Origin of the sequence: Alkalihalobacillus sp. CinArs1, from assembly GCF_947387515.1 — a bacterium.
GTDB lineage: Bacteria > Bacillota > Bacilli > Bacillales > Guptibacillaceae > Guptibacillus.
In genome coordinates this window covers 151,508-169,297 of record NZ_CANDOB010000001.1, presented here as the reverse complement: position 1 = coordinate 169,297, position 17,790 = coordinate 151,508, and the positions used below count along the sequence as shown (strand labels likewise).

The following is a 17,790-nucleotide window of genomic DNA, read 5'->3' as shown; positions in this document are numbered from 1 at the left end:
TGAAGACGTTTTTCCTCAGCGAAAAGGGGTAAAATACGTACAAACTAGTATACGGAGTGAACTGTCAGATGCTATCTGTAGAGAGTCTCAAACATTATAAGGAAAACATAAAAGGAATCGATATTCACTATGAATATCATGAGAACGAAGTGACGTCCGACCGTCCTGTACTAACATTACTGCATGGGTTTTTATCTTCGACTTTTAGTTATCGACGGTTGATTCCCTTGCTTTCAAAGCATTACACGATTGTAGCCGTTGATCTCCCGCCGTTTGGAAGAAGTGAAAAATCGAGTCGGTTTGTTCATTCTTATCAAAACTTTGCGGAAGTCGTGATCGAACTACTCGAGCGGCTAAGTATTGACGAAACCGTTATGATCGGTCATTCGATGGGAGGGCAAGTGGCATTAAGAGCCGCAAGTATCGATGAAGACCTAGTTAAGAAAAACATTTTGCTCAGTAGTTCAGGCTACCTTGAAAAAGCGAGGCAGAGTTTAGTGTATTCCTCTTATTTGCCCTTTTTCTCAATGTATTTAAAGCGCTGGCTTTCGCGAAAAGGAGCAAAAGGGAATTTGGTGAACTGCGTTTACGATCCGAATTTAATCGATGAAGAGATGGTGGATGGGTATGTTCAGCCTTTCTTTCATGAAGGGATTTTCCGTTCTCTCGTACGAATGATTCGAGATCGTGAAGGGGATTTATCACAAGAAGAATTGAGAAGAATTCATACGCCGAGTTTACTGATATGGGGGGAGCATGATCGAGTTGTACCGCTTCAAATTGGAAAACGGTTGGCAGAAGATCTGCCGAATTCAGAGCTGATCGTATACGAAAAGACGGGTCACCTTCTTCCGGAAGAGCAGCCTCGTTCGATTTTAAGAGACATTCAGAAATTTATTCAGGCATAAGTCGAAGAGCGACACGATTCGACTTTTTTCTTGACGAAAAAGAATAATGCGTGATAAACTTCATAACACTAAATCGAATAGTTCTTATCAAGAGAAGTGGAGGGAACTGGCCCTGAGAAGCTTCAGCAACCTCTGATATGTCAGAAAGGTGCTGCTTCCAGCAAGAGAGATCTTGAGAGATAAGAGTGAAAGCCCTCTTCTCTTGAAGTGGGCTTTTTTGATTGCTACAAACTTTACGAACAAGGAGAAACATCATGGACAAAGACATAAAAGGGAACGGCTTTGCGCTGCTTCCACTCGGTATATTTATTTTACTTTTTATTGGAACGGCAGTTGTAACAAAAGATTTTTATAGCATGCCTGTTGTGCTTGCTTCACTGATCGCTGCAGGCGTTGCACTTGCGATGAATAGGAAAGAAAGCTTCATGACAAAGGTCGAGGTGTTTTGTAGAGGAGCAGGGAACTCCAATATCATCTTAATGATTCTTGTTTTTTTATTAGCGGGAGCATTCGCTGAAACAGCCAAGAAGATAGGTGCAGTAGATTCGATTGTGAATCTCGGCATCTCGATATTACCAGCAAGCCTTCTCGTTGTTGGTTTATTTTTAATCGGATGCTTTATTTCGATATCGATGGGGACGTCGATGGGAACGATCGTAGCATTGGCTCCGATTGGAATTGGAATTGCAGAGCAATCAGGGATTCCTGTAGCTTTGACATTGTCAGCGGTCATCGGAGGAGCGATGTTTGGAGATAACCTCTCGATGATTTCGGATACGACGATTGCAGCTGTTCGGACGCAAAACACGAAAATGAAAGATAAGTTCAAAGTGAACTTTTTCATCGTTTTACCGGCTGCAATTATTACTGCCATTATATATGGATTCTTAACGGTAGGGGAAAGCGCGACAGTAAGTGGAGGTAAATCATTTGATTTTATCACAGTACTCCCATACCTTGGCGTATTGATCGCAGCGATTGCAGGCGTGAATGTACTGATCGTACTCGTTAGTGGGACATTGTTCGCAGGTGCTGTGGGCTTATTTAACGGGACGTTTGGTTTAAGTGGGCTCGTTTCTACGGTAACGGATGGCATTAAAGGGATGGAAGATCTCGCCATGATCGCATTGATTATTGGTGGGATGATCGAGGTTATCCGATATAATGGAGGCGTTCAGTACGTTCTCGATAAAATTCTTCATCGAGTGAGATCGAGAAGAGGGGCCGAGTTTGGTATCGCTGGGCTCGCTACGGTTTTAGACTTATCAACGGCAAATAACACGATATCAATCATAATGGGTGGACCACTCGCGAAGAACATCTCAGAAGAGTATCAAGTTGATGCTCGAAAGTCCGCAAGTATTCTTGATATATTTTCTGGAAGTGTTCAGGGCATGCTGCCATACGGCGCACAGTTGTTAGCAGCGGCTGGACTAGCTTCGATCTCGCCTTTAGCACTCATACCATATTCAATCTATCCAATTCTTACAGCGGTCGCTGGTATTGTGGCAATTACCATCAATTATCCTTCATTTCGAAAAGAAGAAGCAGTAGAATAACGAAACAACCAGGCCTGTCAAAATGACGGCCTGGTTTTGTTTATTCTTCGATCTGCTTTTGTAGGTTTACAATTTTTTGAGGCAATATATAAAGAAATTCAATCAATGAGTCCAATAAATCAATAATTAAATTAGCAGTTTCTTCACTTGCAGAATTTTCAAGGCATAAAAGGTTGTGGAGGTTACTTCCTTTTCCTAACAGCTGCCCGAGCCGTACGATTGGCTCTTCAAGATCAACTTGTTTGGCCAGGCTTTCGAGCTGTTTTGATAGAGGTTGAGAAAGTTCGTTTTCAGCTAAAAAGCTTCTAGTGATGCTCTCTAAAACGCGGTTTGCCATAACGGCTGTAGCAGTCCAGTCTTTCATATTATGTACGTTAACTGCTGAACGATAGACCCGCTCGAGGTCATCTGGCAGCCTCGCAGTGCCAACCAATCTACCAAGAGGTTCTCTAGTGAAAGAAGTTTGGTGAACAAAGAGCTCTACTTCTTCACCTTGATCGCTTGTAGACGTTTTAATCAATACAAAGAGTATGGATTCTTTACATACCGAACATCTTGAAAAGGTTGAAAAGACCGTTTGGTTGATCTGGTAATCGAATTTCAAATGAAAAGAAGCGGTGTTTCCGCACTCTGGACATTCTGTATTGGCGGACTTTGGTAGTTTTGTTTGTCCGTATTTTACAACAGAATTAATTGTCGTTTGTTGTATTTTTCTCATCTAATACCCCCTGAATCGATTTTGAGCTTAATCTTTGATCTCTTATTGATACGGGTGTTGAGAATAAGGTGGATGTAGTAGTAAGAATATTATAACATTTTATCTTATCAACTTACATTATTCGCCCCGATTGGTAATTTAAGGGGGCGCATTGTGGAGAATAAAAGATTTGTGTTGATTCGAGACAAAAGCCTCTATGTAATCCTGTTTTCTAAAACAAAATTGACAACAAATCAAGCCTGTGAACAAGTATGGTTAAAACACCGAAGAGCAAAAGTACGATTAACATTCGCTTCTTCACATCAACCTGCAATCCCTGCTAATTCAAGAGAAAAACGCCTCATACGCTAGAACACTCATTCCTTCTTGTTATACTATCGTTAATGTTATTTTATCGGAATCGCTTCAGATAGAAAATACCCCCAGCAACAAAAGGTTGCTGGGGGTATTTTTATTGACGGATGAAGCCTTCTTCATCAAGGTACTGGATCGCTTCGTTATAAGAAGGGAAAGTGCCATCAAGCATGTCACCGGCATACACATTCCAAAGCTCTAGCTCAGGCTCATACGCGAGGTGCAGCGTTTGATCTTCTTCGTTCATCCAGATTTCTTCTTCAATATCTTCTCCTGGCAAAACAGAAAGAGAGTGAATCGCTTCTCCGATTATTTTTCGAAGATCATTACTTGAGAAGTCACGAATGTTCACCATTCCTCTATCGTCTACTGGGTACTCTTCAAGTAGCTCGCCATAGACAAATCCGTTCCCATTCGGGTGCAGATGATAGACGACGTTCTTTTTATCCATAACACTTTCTTCAAAATGAAAGTTAACTCTTCCCATCGATACATCTTTACGCGTTAATTCAGGGAAAGTAGATTCTATAATGTGTAGCTTTTCTTCAAAAGTTAGCATAGTGCCTCCTGTTAATAACATTTGTATAGTAAGTCTGTGCTTACGACCAAACGTGTATTCAACTCTTCTTCATCTTGTACTATAAGAGTGTATCAAAATGTTAATCAATGTGGAAGGTATGGTTCTTCGTCTTCTCAATGTAAAATAAAATAAAAAGCCGAGGGGAAGACCATGAAACGATTAGAGCTTGCCAAACGTGATGCGAAGGAACTTGTAAAGAGTCACTTTCCTCACTGTAATGTAGCACTTTTAGCTGGAAGTATTGTTAGAGGAGAAGGTACGAAAACGTCAGATCTTGATCTTGTTGTTTTCGATCCATCGGTTACGAATTCTTACAGGGAAAACTTATATTACAAAAAGTGGCCGGTAGAATTATACGTACATAATTTTAATACCTATCAATCCTTTTATAATAGCGACTGTGAGCGTGGTAAACCTTCGATGCCTCGAATGGTTGCAGAAGGAATCATTCTGATTGATGAAGGAAGCTGTAAAGAATTAAAAGAAGAAGCGAAGCGAATTTTAGAGGCGGGGCCTAAAAGTTGGGATGAAGATACAATTCGTTTGAAGCGATATTTTTTGACAGATGTGCTAGAAGATTTTATTGGTGCAACAGAGAGGGGAGAAGAATTGTGCTGCGCTCTAGCACTCTTAGAGCAGCTGCATGAGTTTATCCTTAGAATGAATAACCACTGGACAGGTTCTTCGAAATGGATTATGAGAGCGCTCAAACAATTTGATAGTGAGCTAGCTAGTGAATTTGAAGAGGTTTTTGATAATTATTTCAAAATCGGAAGAAAGGGCGATGTGATCAAGTTCGTAGATGATCAGATGTCACCGTATGGAGGGCGCTTGTTTGAGGGGTTTTCAATCGGAAAAAATTAATTTTAAAAAAGTGGTTTAGTTTTGATTATAAGGGGGTAACTTTAAACTAGCTTAAAAATTCCCCCTTTTTTCCGTCCGGTTTAACCGGGCGGTTTTTTTTTTGATCTAAGCGGGTATCAATAGTTAGAAGCAATTAGAATAATTTTGGAAAATTATAAAAAAATTAGCATTTTTGCTTGCTAGTAGACAAGTAAACTATTAAAATTAAATAAAGAACGTTTTCGTTCGCTAAAAAGAAGGAGTGATAAGCATGAAGAGCACAGGTGTCGTTAGAAAAATTGATGAACTGGGCCGTATCGTCATTCCAAAAGAACTGCGCCGCACACTTGATATCCAGGTGAAAGACCCAATGGAGATCTTTACGAGTGAAGATCGAATTGTTTTAAAAAAGTACCAACCGGAGATGGCGTGTATGATTACTGGAGAAGTCTTAAATGAGAATAAGTACTTTGGCAATGGAAACATCATATTGAGTCCAGAGGGAATGGCTATTTTAAGAGAAGAAATAGAGAAGACACTAGAAGTAAAAGCATAGAGTGATGAAGGAGAGAAAAGCATGCCTGGTGCGGCATGCTTTTTTTTTTCATTTCCTCAGTATCGTAATTTTAACAGGACGTTTTTAATATCCTCATCCTCCATCATTAATGCTCCGAATTTGCGAGTGATTTCAGTCAAAGCTACATCATGATAGAAGAACTCAGTAAAGAACGTCACTAGGGGACGAGAGCTCGTATGAATCGCTTGCCAGCCTGTTTCTTCGTAACCAGCAAATACGAGTTCCTTATTATCAACAATGAGGATGCGGCTTCGCTGCAGCGCTTCATGTTGAACATCAGGTATCAAAGTTGTGATCGTATCTATTTTTGTATCGAGCTCCCCGATCGAATGAAGTTCAACTGAAATTCCATTCATTTGCTTTTCTTCAATAGTTGAAATGTGCTGTGAGAGATCGTCTGACCAACCAGAATAGACGATGGAAGAGGTTGCCTGTTTCAGAAGGTCAGCTACAAGTGAGTCGATCGATTGGTTATCTTTAAGACTCCAAACGCGGTCATCCAAAGGTTTTTTCCTAGCTTCATACGATTTTAATTGGTCGATATTTCGATTAAAATCACGTTGTAATTTTTCGATGGCTGAGTTTAGCGGAAGTGGTCTATATAATCTCTTTTTTTCGACTGTAGATTCCAAAACCATTCCTTTTTCCCCCATTTTATAAAGGACTTCATATACTTTCGAGCGAGGGACGCCAGATTGTTTTACGATCGCAGATGCGTCAAGCGCTTCCTCTGTCGTAATCAACGCTTCATAAATTTGACTTTCATACTGTGTGAATCCAAACTGCTGCAACATCACTATGCTCTCCTTGCTTTTCGCACTTTCCTACATCTTAGCATAACAACTAACGTTCCTGAAATTAACTATTGCCTTTTTGTTGAATGGGAGTTACCCTTTTAGTGGTAACTTAATGAGAAAAGGCGGATTATAATGAATAAAAAAGTATATTTACTGACAATCGTTTCGTTCGTTGTCGGGATGGTAGAACTGATTATCGGAGGTATTCTTGATCTTGTAGCGGAAGATTTAGGTGCTAGTCTAGGGAAGACAGGTCTATTGATCAGCGTATTTTCAATCGTATTTGCACTCGCTGCACCCATTTTATTATCCTTGACAGCAAAAGTAGAGCGAAAGAAACTTACGATACTCTCGCTAATCGTATTTTTGCTTGGGAATGCTTTGGCCGTTCTCAGCAATACTTTCGCAGTTCTAATGGCGGCGAGGGTGATATCAGCAGCTAGTGGATCACTTCTCGTTGTGCTTTGCGTCACGATCGCATCAAACATCGTAGAAAGTAAATACCGAGCTCGCGCGATCGGCGTCGTGTTTATGGGAATAAGTGCGTCACTTGTTCTTGGAGTACCGATAGGTCTTATGCTAGGAAATGCTTTCGGTTGGAAGGCACCATTTGTACTCATCATCGTATTAACGATTTTGTCAATTGCAGGCGTTCACTTTTTCATGGAGAGTATTCAACCGAAGCCCGCGATTCCGATGAGAAAGCAATTGCTGACGCTAAAGAATAGCAAGGTCTTTTCAGCACAGTTGACCTCATTTCTATTTTTAACAGGACACCTTACACTTTATGGATATTTAACTCCGTTTTTGAAATCCTCACTCGGGTTATCAGGAACATGGGTGAGCATTGTATATTTGATCTTTGGAGTCGCTGCTGTAGCAGGAGGGGGATTAGGTGGTGTCGCTTCTGATCGATTCGGAACAAAGCCAACTATAATCTCTATTATCGTTGTTTTTGGAGTTTCGATGTTCCTTATTCCATATACAACGTTTGCCTTTCCTTTATTCCTAGTCGTAATGGTCGTGTGGAGCATGCTTAGCTGGGGGATTACGCCAGCACAACAAAGTTATTTGATTGAAATTGCGCCAGAATCATCTGATATACAGCAAAGTTTAAATAACTCTGCATTGCATCTAGGTATCGCACTTGGCTCAACTGTCGGTGCTTTCGTGATCGAGAAGGGCACAGTTGAAATGAATGCGACGGTTGGAGGGATGTTCATCATTCTCGCTCTCGTTAGTTCTGTCGTTTCGATGAAAGGGAAAGATTCGAGTATTTCTTCTCTATCAAATAGAAAAGCAGGTTAATTGAAGCTCATTCATAAATATGGAATAATGTCCATATTAAACGTGAAAGGAGCATCACAATGCACGTACTAGTTATCGGAGCTAATGGTCAAATCGGTCAAAAAGTTGTGGATTTACTTCATAGTAGTGAAGAACACACGGTGAAAGCGATGGTTCGTAAAGAAGAACAGGCGGAAACTCTAGCGGATAAAGGTGTAGAAGCAGTCGTAGCGAGCTTAGAAGATTCAGTTGATGAAATCGAAAAAGCGATGAGTGGAACGGATGCGGTCATTTTTACTGCGGGATCTGGCGGAAAAACAGGTGCTGATAAAACGCTGTTAGTAGACCTGGACGGAGCTGTCAAATCGGTTGAAGCTGCAGAGCGAAACGGTATCGAACGCTACGTGATGGTAAGTGCGTTCCAAGCTAATAATCGTGAAAACTGGAACGACGCTCTTCTCCCATATTATGCAGCAAAGCATTATGCAGACAAAGCGTTAGAAGCAAGTTCCTTATCTTATACGATTGTAAGACCGGGTGGGCTTCTGAATGAAAATGGAACTGGCAATGTAGCGGTTGGAGAACAACTTGAACGAGGATCTGTGCCTCGTGAAGACGTTGCGCGAGTAGTTGTTGAGGCATTAACGAACCCAAACTTAAAGAAACGTGCGTTTGATTTAACATCTGGAGATACTTCTATTAAAGAGGCGTTGCAAAGTTTATAAACGAGAAGCTTATAAGGAACAGACTGTCGAGATCTATCGACAGTCTTTTTTTGAGGACGGTGAGATAAAAAAGATAGAAAGGATGATTGCTTTTATTGAAGTATGTTTAATGGTAGTCTAATCAAGGTATTCTAAATATGAAATTGATGTTGAGTTTAGGAGTCTACATCTTTACAATATGTAATGTGTACATAAATTCTCTTATTAAAGGAGTCGAACAATGGAAAAAGTATTGATTTTTGGACATAAAAACCCAGATACAGACACGATTACATCTGCGCTCGTTTATGCAGATTTGAAGAGAAAGCTCGGCAAGGATGTTGAACCTGTTCGCCTTGGAGCTGTTAATGCTGAAACACAATATGCATTAGATAAATTCAATGTTGAAGCACCAAGAATGGTCCAAACGGTTGCGAACGAAACGAATCATGTCATCCTCGTTGACCATAACGAACGCCAGCAAAGTGTAGAGGATATTGAAAAGGTACGCGTTCTTGAAGTCATCGACCATCATCGAATCGCAAACTTTGAAACAGCTGATCCTGTTTACTATAGAGCTGAGCCTGTAGGCTGTACAGCTACGATTCTAAAGAAGCTTTATAAAGAAAATAACGTACAGATCGATAAGCCGATAGCTGGCTTGATGTTGTCCGCAATCATTTCTGATTCGTTACTTTTTAAATCTCCGACGTGTACAGAAGAAGATACTGCAGCCGCACGTGAATTAGCAGAGATCGCAGGTGTGGACGCAGAAACATACGGACTTGAAATGCTGAAAGCAGGAGCAGATATGAGTAGCAAGACTCCGTCTGAGCTAATCAGCCTAGATGCCAAGGAATTTGGTATGGGATCATCTAAAGTTGAGGTTGCTCAGGTCAACGTTGTAGATCCGCTTGATGTACTATCTCGTCAGGATACTGTTGAAGAAGAAATCAATAAGACAATAGAAGAGAAAAACCTTGATCTATTCGTACTTGTTGTAACGGACATCTTAAACAACAACTCAACCGTCTTAGCACTAGGTAAGGATGCTGAAAACGTTGAGAAAGCATTTGATGTAGAACTGATCAACAGACTAGCAGTTCTCGAAGGTGTCGTTTCTAGAAAGAAACAAATCGTTCCAGCTTTACAGGAAACGTTCACTTCATAGAGTGACGAACCCGAACCGAATCTTCTATTCGCGTTCGGGTTTTCTATACATAAGAAATGCACGGTAACAATCGATTAGGGACGAGTTTTTCGTTCTTTAATCGGTGGATATTCAGTGAGCTTGCCTTCATATACCAGGTTCAATTTGTCACACGTTCTGAAATCTTCTGGAGTGATTAAGGCGGGGAGTTTATCCCAAAGGGTTATGCCCGAGCGTTCTAACACTTCAGCAACAAATTGAGAACAGAAATAGGAGTTACTGAACTCGACTGGTTCGTTAATCGATACACCAAGTACTCCAAGAATATTATATAGAAACTTTTGTTTATTTCTAATGAAAATCTCCAGCACGCGCTTCATTTTAGTAACCTCTCTTTCCGTTACTTGTAGACCGTAGATGACGCACGTCGTCTCGGGATATTTGCTGTAAGTACCTGTCAACACATCCTCTTTTACAAAGCCTCCATGTAGAGGATTGTTAGGATTTTTGCGACCAAAGCTATACATATCTCTCAGTTCGATATCAAACGCTAAAGAAGCGTGATTATAAGGAGCTTTGGTGTATCTTTTTATAGATTTAGTAAATAACGTTCCCGTATCAGATAAAAGGATATAGACTGTATGATCCATACTGTCCCCCGATCAACATATAATTTGCGTGTTACAGAAAGGGTGGTTTTCCCTGCAAAACACAATTTGGACCTTATCTATTATACTAGTAATTCTTACCATAACACACTCGCTATTCCTAGTTATTAAAAGAAAGTATCCATACAAGGATTATTCTATATTGTCAGTCCGGATTAAAACGTGGTGGGGTATGTTTGGAGTGTTTTGCTTCGCGACCTTATTCAATCCAATCGTATCTTTACTCTCATTGATGTTTTTATGCTTCTTTGCATTAAAGGAGTACTTTTCCATGATGAAGACGAGAAGGGCGGATCGAAGAATCTTCCTATGGGCGTATCTCGTGATACCCATACAATTCTATTGGATATTTATCGAGTGGTACGGTATGTTTATTGTTTTTATACCTGTTTATGTCTTTCTGCTCCTCCCTTTACCTAGAATAATAGGAAAAGGTACTTTAGGCTTTTTAAGATCTGTTAGCTCAACACAATGGGGGTTGATGCTGATGGTGTTCGGTTTGAGTCATCTTGCTTATTTCCAGGTCGCAAGTCCGACGTATGGAGCGAATTTAGTCCTCTTTCTTGTTCTGCTTACTCAGGTGAACGATGTCGCCCAATTTTTAATTTCGGCATATGTGGGTAAAAGAAAGATCGTACCCTCTTCAAACCCATACATTACCGTTGAAGGTGTGCTAGGTGCGCTACTAATAACGGCAGGAACAGCCTTCTTTACGTATTCTTACTTAACGCCATTCGTCTCAACTTTTGGCATATTATCAGGCATCTTAATCAGTGTTGCCGGTGGATTAGGGAGTTTGACTATATCGGTGTTAAAGCGTGATTTGCTTCTTGGAGATGGGGGAGTACAGTATGATCATAATAAAAGCTACCTAAGTCGTGTAGATAGCTTGGCTTATACCTCACCAGTCTACCTCCATGTGATCAGATACTTTTTTGATTTTATGTAAGAAAAAAGACAGCAAGGTTGCTGTCTTTAACTTGTTGTGAAAACTAGAATGTTCTGGTCCCTCCTACTAGAAAACATTCATCCCATATGAAACTTTCCGAACGATTCTCTGAGAAATGCGAGCATCCTAAAGCGGAAATCTCACTATAAGCAGGGAGCTTTAAAGCTTTCTCAACAGTCTAATGACAGCAAGGTTGCTGTCTCTTATTTTGTATCAAATAGGATAATTGCAGCGTCTGCGTTATTCTCCTAAAAGTGACAGTCCTCCATCGACGATGATCGTTTGACCACGGATCATCTTGGCTGCTGGTGTTGTTAAGAAGTAAGTTGTATCTGCCATATCTGTTGGTTCAACGAGTCGTCCTGCGGGGTTTCGCTTTTTAGCAGATTCGAGCAATTCTTCTCGATTTGGAAAATGCTTCAGTGCGTCTGTATCAACAGCTCCACCTGAAACTGCGTTAACAACGATTCCTTTTGAAGATAGTTCGACCGCAAGATAGCGTGTGATTGCTTCTACGGATGCTTTTGAGACACCAACCGCTACATAATTTGGAAGAGCGCGAATAGATCCTAGGCTAGAAAGGGCTACGATAGCACCTCCGCCATTCTTTTCCATAATTTTTGCGGCTTCTTGAGCGGCGAACAAATACGCTTTCGCGTTGATATTCTGAGTCCAATCCCAATGACTTTCTTCGATTTCCATAATAGGTCGTAGAACGCCGGATGCAGCATTGTTTACAAAAACATCTAGCCTGCCAAACTTGTTTTCCGCTTCTTCAAAAAGTGTTGTGATCTGTGCCACTTCACCGACGTTTGCTTTAACGATATGTACGGAGATGCCATATTCATTTTCAAGTTCATTTTTTGTTTCTTCTGCATCGCGTTTTTTACGCATGAAGTTCAAAACAAGGTTGTATCCTTCAGATGCGAATTTCCTAGCGATTGCTTTTCCAATTCCTCGCGTACCGCCAGTAATTAATGCTACTTTTTGAGCCATTGATGTCACCTCTTCTATTCTAATCACTCTTAATCATACATGAACAAAAGGTGTGTGAAAAGTTCTGCAGGCATTCCATGAGTGCTAAGGTCGATTGCGGTATCAGTGAAAACAGTATGATATACTAAACGACAGAAAACAAGAAGCTTATTAGACTGACGATGTCAGTCGCTTTTCGTAGAGTGCGTCCTGTTTAATTAAGGGCTCTCTTTCGTTAAAACCATATATTTTCATTGAAAAACACATCCAAATAGGAGAGGTAGACGTTAGCTAGATGTAGACATTCTACTCTTCTGGTGGAGATCACTTGTGAGAATAAAGGAGAATGGTATGAGAGAATTGAGCGATGCTGCCCTTTACGAGAGGGTGCAGGCAAAGGACAAGGAAGCCTTAGAAATCCTTTATGATCGGTATGAAAAATTACTGTATTCATTTTCTTATCGCATCGTAAAGGACGGAGGGCTGTCAGAAGAAGTACTACAAGAAGTGTTCATAAAACTCTGGAAAGGTCGAGCTCAATATAGTGAAGAAAAGGGGAAGTTCTCTTCCTGGATATTGACAATGACGCGTCATACTGCTATCGATCATCTTCGTAAACAATCGAGAGAGCCAGATTTTGAACTAGATGAGCGAGATGCTCTTCATAGTGATGAAGCTTCTGTAGAAGACCAAGTCGAGTGGAAAGAAAGAGGCGTCGTACTAAGAGCCGCCGTTTCTAAATTGAAAGAGGAACAAAAAAGGATTATCGAGATGTTTTATTTTAAAGGAATGACGCATAAAAAAATTTCCCAAGAATTTGACCTCCCACTCGGTACAGTAAAAGGCCGGATTCGACTCGCACTCAAACATCTTAAAACTAATCTGGCAGAGAAAGGAGGGGTCTCAGATGAAAAACAATTGTGATCAGCTACTTGACTATTTCAATGGAACGTTAACCGATGAAGAAAAGAAAACGTTCGAGGCTCACCTTGAATCTTGCTCAGACTGTAGAGAGGAGTTGCAAGAGCTGGAAGACTTAACGAGTGACCTTCCTTATCTCTCAACACCAGAAGAGCCTCCTTCAGGAATGAAAGAACGGGTGCTTCAAAATGTATTTGAAAGTGCGTCAGATGATGTGGAGGAAGTAGACACAGAAGAAACGAGATCCAATGTAACTCATATGAATGAGACCAAACGATCTCCCAAATGGTTAGCTCCAGCACTAGCAGCTGCATTATTTCTATCGCTAGCTGGAAATGCTTATACGTATATCACAGATGAAGGAGCAACCTCTGAAACAGAAGTATCGTCATTGTTAAAAGCAGTACAGTTAGAACCTTCGGGAGCTTCGACATCTAAAGGAGCGGCAGCTTTAGTATCTGACAATGGCAAAACCAATCTAGTCGTTCAAGCAGATGACCTTGAAGGTGTAGAGGAAGATCAGGTGTATCAAGTTTGGTTATTAGAAGGTGAAAAGCCTTATAGAGCAGGTTCATTTGTCCCCGGTGAAAATGGAAAAGGTGCCGTTTCCTTCGAAATTAATTACGAAGGAGATCATGATTGGACCACAGTGGCAATCACCCTAGAACCGAATGCGAAGAGTAAAACTCCTAAAGGTGAAATCGTCATGAGTTCAGATTTGTAAAAGTGATGATAAAAGCAGGGCTACTTTATGAGTTCCCTGCTTTTATTTTTGGTTAATTTCAGGAGTGGGAGCAGTGGTTTCTAGTCGATAAGAACGGGGTATATTGTACTAAACATGAAAACCGATTTGAATAATTCCAGAAAATTTATTATGATTAGTAACTATGTGGTTACTATTTACTAGATATATAAGTTAGCTACATAATAAAATGAGGAGTGGATGGAATGGATAAAGTAACAAAAGTATTCTGGATAGGCATCGCAATCGCGATCGTCTTCGTAGGATGGGGCGTGATTATGCCTGGGAATCTTGACCAGGTTATGACCACATCGAAAAGTTTCTTTTTAAATCAGTTTGGATGGTTCTATCAATTAGCAGCAACATTTTTCCTGATTTTTGCCATTTATTTGATTTTTAGTAGATTCGGTAACATTAAGCTAGGTAAAGACTCAGATAAGCCAGAGTATAACAGGTTAACTTGGTTCGCAATGCTGTTTAGTGCAGGAATGGGAATTGGACTTTTATTCTTTGGAGTATCAGAACCAATGTCTCACTTTTCTACACCCCCACTTGGAGGAGAAGGTGGAACTGTTGATGCAGCTCACCAGTCTTTAAGATATACATATCTTCACTGGGGATTTCATGCGTGGGCAATCTACGCTACTATTGCTCTTGCTCTTGCTTACTATAAATTTAGAAAAGGGGCACCAGGTCTTATCAGTGCAACGCTATATCCGTTGCTTGGAGATCGTGTGAAAGGGCCGATTGGGATCACTATCGATATCATTGCAGTATTTGCAACGATCTTTGGTGTTGCAGCATCCCTTGGTCTTGGTGCTCAGCAGATTAATGGTGGCTTAGCTTACCTCACGGATATACCTAACAACTTCACGGTGCAGTTGATCATCATCGCTGTCATCACAGTGCTGTTTACAATTTCCGCTGGAACAGGAATCAAAAAAGGAATCAAATATTTAAGTAACACGAACATGATTCTTGCTGTTCTTTTACTTGGACTATTTATCTTCCTAGGTCCAACGAAATTCATTCTGGATCTATTCGTAACTACTTTTGGTGAATATGTACAAAACATTTTTGGAATGGGGATGCGTCTTGCACCTATGAATCCAGAAAATGAGTCATGGGTTCAAGGTTGGACAATTTTCTATTGGGCTTGGTGGATCGCTTGGTCTCCGTTCGTAGGAACGTTTATCGCCCGAGTTTCTAGGGGGAGAACGATCAGAGAGTTTATGATTGCTGTTACCGTAGTACCTACAGTTGTTTGTGCATTCTGGTTCGGAGTGTTTGGCGGTTCAGCTATTTTCTTCGACTTTAACCAAGGTACAGATATTGCAGGACAGGGACTTGAAACAGCATTGTTTTATCTCTATGAGCAGGTTCCTCTTGGAGGTATCCTAACGGTCGTGACTCTGTTATTAATCTCTACTTTCTTTATTACATCAGCTGACTCTGCTACATTTGTTCTCGGTATGCAAACAACAAACGGTAGCTTAAACCCACCGAACTTCGTTAAGTTCAGCTGGGGCTTTGTGTTGGCTGCATCTGCAGTTGTTCTGATGATTACAGGTGGTCTACAAAGCATGCAGACTGCTATCATCGTGAGTGCGTTCCCACTAACGATCATTCTATTGTTTACATGTTGGGGAATGATTAAGTCTTTCAGTGCGGAAGTACCTAGAAAACAACGTAGTACAGAGAAGAAGACAAAAGCACCAAAAGATCCGAAAACTGTTTAATAGCTATTCAGCCTTTGAAGATAATAGTCTTCAAAGGCTTTTTATTTCATTAGAAAAACAACACCGGAAGTGCTAAAGAAGGGGAGCGAATCGACGTGTGGAACATACAAGTTAATTTAGCTAAGATAGAATTATGAAAAAAACAATGCATAGGTCGCTTCTTCATTCACTTATTCGTGTAACTCCTGCAGATCCAGGAAGATCGAGATTACACCAGGCTTTACGTATTACGATTAGCGTTCTGTCTTCGTCACTCACTATGCTCATCTTTGCCTTTACATTAGGTGCTTCATTTCCTGCTTCTATATTAGCTGGAGTCGTTAGCTTACTGACATTATTTTTAGTGAATGATGATACAGAGAAAAAGCAGAAATTCTCTACGCTGATTTTAGTTGTTTCAAGTGCAGTTGCGTTAACGGTGAGCACATCCTTAAGCGTTATTCCATTTGCGATAGATTTCTTATTTTTAATCGTCATTTTTCTAGCATATTATTTACAGCAATTTGGGTTCCGGTATTTCGCGATGTTCACCGTTGCATTTTTATCAACATATTTTTCTACTTTACTACAATTGAAGATAGAAGATATTGGGTGGTATCTTCTTGGTATCATCATTGGAGGAGGCTATTCATATGTATATCGGTTTTATCTCATTAAAAACCGACCGAAAGTTGAGTTGATTAATAGCGTCCGCTCATTTCACACTCAAACGAATATGACCCTTGATCTGGTGTTAGAGGCGATTGCAAACCCTACTACTAATCAGTCTGTACCTTCTCAGCTTCGAAAAGATATTAAAAAGATCAATTCTTATTCTCAAGTCATTTCAAGCTCTCTTAATAACACAGAGCCTGAGGAAATTTGGCCTGGTATCGATGCTGAGCAATTGAGGTTCTATATATTTGATGCAGAGATGTTAATTCAGTCTCTATATTATGTTGTAGACCGTTTAAAGGATCTACACGTATTACAACATACGAACATAAGAGTACTGTTGTACAAAGTTGTAGAATCGATACGTGATGCCGAAGTACTGCGTACTCATGACGTGGTTGGTAATCTTAAAAAAACTGAATCGGTTATTAGCGAACTTAGTTCAATGATAAAAGCCATGCAAAAAAATCATGAGGTCGATAAGGACTGGCTTTGGTTAATTAGGAGAATCGAAGCGATATCGAATCACTTAGTAGAGAGCTCCAGGCAATTAGGGAAGCGAAGGGATGTAAATCTGGAATCAGTTAAGGAAGTTCAGGCAGATGAGGTAGCTGACAACACATCAGAAGATGCTAGGCTAGCAAAGAATAAAGCGTTACAAGCAATCGTGGCTGGTAGTGTGGCGATTGTAGTCGGCTATTTCTTATCGCCTACACATCAATACTGGGTGCTTTTATCAACCTTTATCGTATTGTTAGGAACAGATACGGTTGGTATGACGTTTCAGAAAGCAACCGAGAGATCCATCGGTACAATTTTTGGGGCTATAGCAGGATTTGGAATTGCGCTTTCCTTATCTGGACAACCGGTATTTGAGTTGATCACATTGTTTTGCTGTGTGTTTCTTGCCTTTTATTTGATGCCTATATCATATGGAATCATGATGTTCTGGATGACTACGCTCATTGCAATTATGTATGACTTCATAATGGGTGGGATAACGAGTGAACTTATTATGTCGCGTGTTATCGATACGTTAGTTGGTGCGGCGATCGGTTCCCTTGCCGCAGCTATAATCTATCCTAGAAAAACAAAAGAAAAAGTAGCTGTCGCAGCAACTGAATTCTTTGTGAAGTTGCGAACGTATGTATCGGATTACCTCCATTCTTATACGGAAACGAACTCCCATCACCAGTTTATTAACATGGCGTTTGAGTTAGATGAGAAATACCAGAATGTTCTTAACGATGCGAAGCCCTTAAGAAATAAAGTATCCATTATGCAGAAATCAAACATTGAGCAGTGGATTACAGTTGTTACTGCAATAAATTACTACGCTAAGCACCTCCTTGCTTCTTCAAATCGAAACAGAGCGATACTCTCTGTACCGGAGTTGGAAGAAGAGCTAAAGAAAACTTATCATATTATCAATTACAATATCGAAGCGTTATCGAAGGGCATACACGGGAATACGAAAACCGTCATGTATAGTTTGGATTCGATTCGTGACAAAGTAGAAAAGTTGGATGCGGGGAAAGATAATAAAGAACTCAAAGGTCGAATCAATGATCTCTATTATGTTTGGAAGATTAACGAGTCTTTATTGTTACTAAGTAAGAGTTTCGGTATGCGAGAAAAATAGGAGAACCAGGGGACTTCACCCCT

Annotated in this window: 18 protein-coding genes and 1 riboswitch; of the genes, 13 read left to right on the top strand and 5 right to left on the bottom strand. The window is 40.4% G+C overall.

What is annotated here, in order from left to right; genetic code table 11:
• Nucleotides 1-68 precede the first annotated feature (68 nt).
• Both PFZ69_RS00985 and PFZ69_RS00980 read left to right on the top strand, forming a co-directional pair.
• A complete protein-coding gene (locus PFZ69_RS00985; RefSeq protein ID WP_270179176.1) occupies nt 69-908 on the top strand; it encodes an alpha/beta fold hydrolase in 840 nt (279 codons plus the stop codon).
• An 81-nt stretch (nt 909-989) separates the two neighbouring features.
• A riboswitch (SAM riboswitch) is annotated at nt 990-1,094 on the top strand.
• A 68-nt stretch (nt 1,095-1,162) separates the two neighbouring features.
• Complete coding sequence (locus tag PFZ69_RS00980) at nt 1,163-2,467, top strand: Na+/H+ antiporter NhaC family protein (RefSeq protein WP_270179175.1); 1,305 nt, start codon at nt 1,163-1,165, stop codon at nt 2,465-2,467.
• 40 nt (nt 2,468-2,507) lie between these two features.
• Here the strand turns inward: PFZ69_RS00980 and PFZ69_RS00975 are convergent, their stop codons facing one another.
• On the bottom strand, nt 2,508-3,185 hold the full coding sequence (locus PFZ69_RS00975) for a hypothetical protein (RefSeq protein ID WP_270179174.1): 678 nt from the start codon (nt 3,183-3,185) through the stop codon (nt 2,508-2,510).
• 153 nt (nt 3,186-3,338) lie between these two features.
• On the opposite strand from PFZ69_RS00975, the gene PFZ69_RS00970 reads away from it, so the two are divergent.
• Nucleotides 3,339-3,536 carry a hypothetical protein gene (locus tag PFZ69_RS00970; RefSeq protein WP_270179173.1) on the top strand — a complete coding sequence of 66 codons (198 nt, stop codon included), beginning with the start codon at nt 3,339-3,341 and terminating at the stop codon, nt 3,534-3,536.
• A 100-nt stretch (nt 3,537-3,636) separates the two neighbouring features.
• Here the strand turns inward: PFZ69_RS00970 and PFZ69_RS00965 are convergent, their stop codons facing one another.
• Nucleotides 3,637-4,098, bottom strand: coding sequence for a hypothetical protein (locus tag PFZ69_RS00965; RefSeq protein WP_270179172.1), 462 nt, complete (start codon nt 4,096-4,098; stop codon nt 3,637-3,639).
• Between the two features lie 171 nt (nt 4,099-4,269).
• Here PFZ69_RS00965 and PFZ69_RS00960 point away from each other — a divergent pair, with 171 nt between their 5' ends.
• Together PFZ69_RS00960 and PFZ69_RS00955 are read left to right on the top strand one after the other, a co-directional pair.
• Complete coding sequence (locus tag PFZ69_RS00960; protein WP_270179171.1) at nt 4,270-4,983, top strand: nucleotidyltransferase domain-containing protein; 714 nt, start codon at nt 4,270-4,272, stop codon at nt 4,981-4,983.
• Nucleotides 4,984-5,233: 250 nt separating this feature from the next.
• Nucleotides 5,234-5,518: an AbrB/MazE/SpoVT family DNA-binding domain-containing protein gene (locus PFZ69_RS00955; protein WP_270179170.1), complete on the top strand. Its 285-nt coding sequence runs from the start codon at nt 5,234-5,236 to the stop codon at nt 5,516-5,518.
• 56 nt (nt 5,519-5,574) lie between these two features.
• Here the strand turns inward: PFZ69_RS00955 and PFZ69_RS00950 are convergent, their stop codons facing one another.
• Nucleotides 5,575-6,333 (bottom strand): TrmB family transcriptional regulator, encoded by a 759-nt coding sequence (locus PFZ69_RS00950; protein ID WP_270179169.1) that lies wholly within the window; start codon nt 6,331-6,333, stop codon nt 5,575-5,577.
• 135 nt (nt 6,334-6,468) lie between these two features.
• Between PFZ69_RS00950 and PFZ69_RS00945 the strand changes: the two genes are divergently transcribed.
• The 3 genes from PFZ69_RS00945 (at nt 6,469) to PFZ69_RS00935 (ending at nt 9,498) form a co-directional block, all read left to right on the top strand.
• On the top strand, nt 6,469-7,644 hold the full coding sequence (locus tag PFZ69_RS00945) for an MFS transporter (protein ID WP_270179168.1): 1,176 nt from the start codon (nt 6,469-6,471) through the stop codon (nt 7,642-7,644).
• Nucleotides 7,645-7,703: 59 nt separating this feature from the next.
• Nucleotides 7,704-8,348, top strand: a complete 645-nt coding sequence (locus PFZ69_RS00940; protein WP_270179167.1) for an SDR family oxidoreductase — start codon at nt 7,704-7,706, stop codon at nt 8,346-8,348.
• 220 nt (nt 8,349-8,568) lie between these two features.
• The gene (locus PFZ69_RS00935; protein ID WP_270179166.1) at nt 8,569-9,498 is read left to right on the top strand and encodes a manganese-dependent inorganic pyrophosphatase; all 930 of its coding nucleotides are present in this window, start codon (nt 8,569-8,571) and stop codon (nt 9,496-9,498) included.
• 74 nt (nt 9,499-9,572) lie between these two features.
• On the opposite strand, the gene PFZ69_RS00930 is transcribed toward PFZ69_RS00935, so the two are convergent.
• The gene (locus PFZ69_RS00930) at nt 9,573-10,127 is read right to left on the bottom strand and encodes a hypothetical protein (protein ID WP_270179165.1); all 555 of its coding nucleotides are present in this window, start codon (nt 10,125-10,127) and stop codon (nt 9,573-9,575) included.
• A 52-nt stretch (nt 10,128-10,179) separates the two neighbouring features.
• On the opposite strand from PFZ69_RS00930, the gene PFZ69_RS00925 reads away from it, so the two are divergent.
• Nucleotides 10,180-11,094, top strand: a complete 915-nt coding sequence (locus tag PFZ69_RS00925) for a phosphatidate cytidylyltransferase (protein ID WP_270180582.1) — start codon at nt 10,180-10,182, stop codon at nt 11,092-11,094.
• 240 nt (nt 11,095-11,334) lie between these two features.
• Here the strand turns inward: PFZ69_RS00925 and fabL are convergent, their stop codons facing one another.
• Nucleotides 11,335-12,090 (bottom strand): enoyl-[acyl-carrier-protein] reductase FabL, encoded by a 756-nt coding sequence (fabL, locus tag PFZ69_RS00920; protein ID WP_270179164.1) that lies wholly within the window; start codon nt 12,088-12,090, stop codon nt 11,335-11,337.
• Between the two features lie 330 nt (nt 12,091-12,420).
• On the opposite strand from fabL, the gene PFZ69_RS00915 reads away from it, so the two are divergent.
• From PFZ69_RS00915 to PFZ69_RS00900, 4 genes are all read left to right on the top strand, one after another.
• Nucleotides 12,421-12,993, top strand: a complete 573-nt coding sequence (locus PFZ69_RS00915; protein ID WP_270179163.1) for an RNA polymerase sigma factor — start codon at nt 12,421-12,423, stop codon at nt 12,991-12,993.
• Complete coding sequence (locus PFZ69_RS00910) at nt 12,977-13,714, top strand: anti-sigma factor domain-containing protein (protein WP_270179162.1); 738 nt, start codon at nt 12,977-12,979, stop codon at nt 13,712-13,714. The genes PFZ69_RS00915 and PFZ69_RS00910 overlap by 17 nt, the downstream gene beginning before the upstream one ends.
• 224 nt (nt 13,715-13,938) lie before the next feature.
• The gene (locus PFZ69_RS00905; RefSeq protein WP_270179161.1) at nt 13,939-15,471 is read left to right on the top strand and encodes a glycine betaine uptake BCCT transporter; all 1,533 of its coding nucleotides are present in this window, start codon (nt 13,939-13,941) and stop codon (nt 15,469-15,471) included.
• A gap of 133 nt (nt 15,472-15,604) precedes the next feature.
• Nucleotides 15,605-17,767: an FUSC family protein gene (locus PFZ69_RS00900; protein ID WP_270179160.1), complete on the top strand. Its 2,163-nt coding sequence runs from the start codon at nt 15,605-15,607 to the stop codon at nt 17,765-17,767.
• The last annotated feature ends 23 nt before the right edge of the window (nt 17,768-17,790 follow it).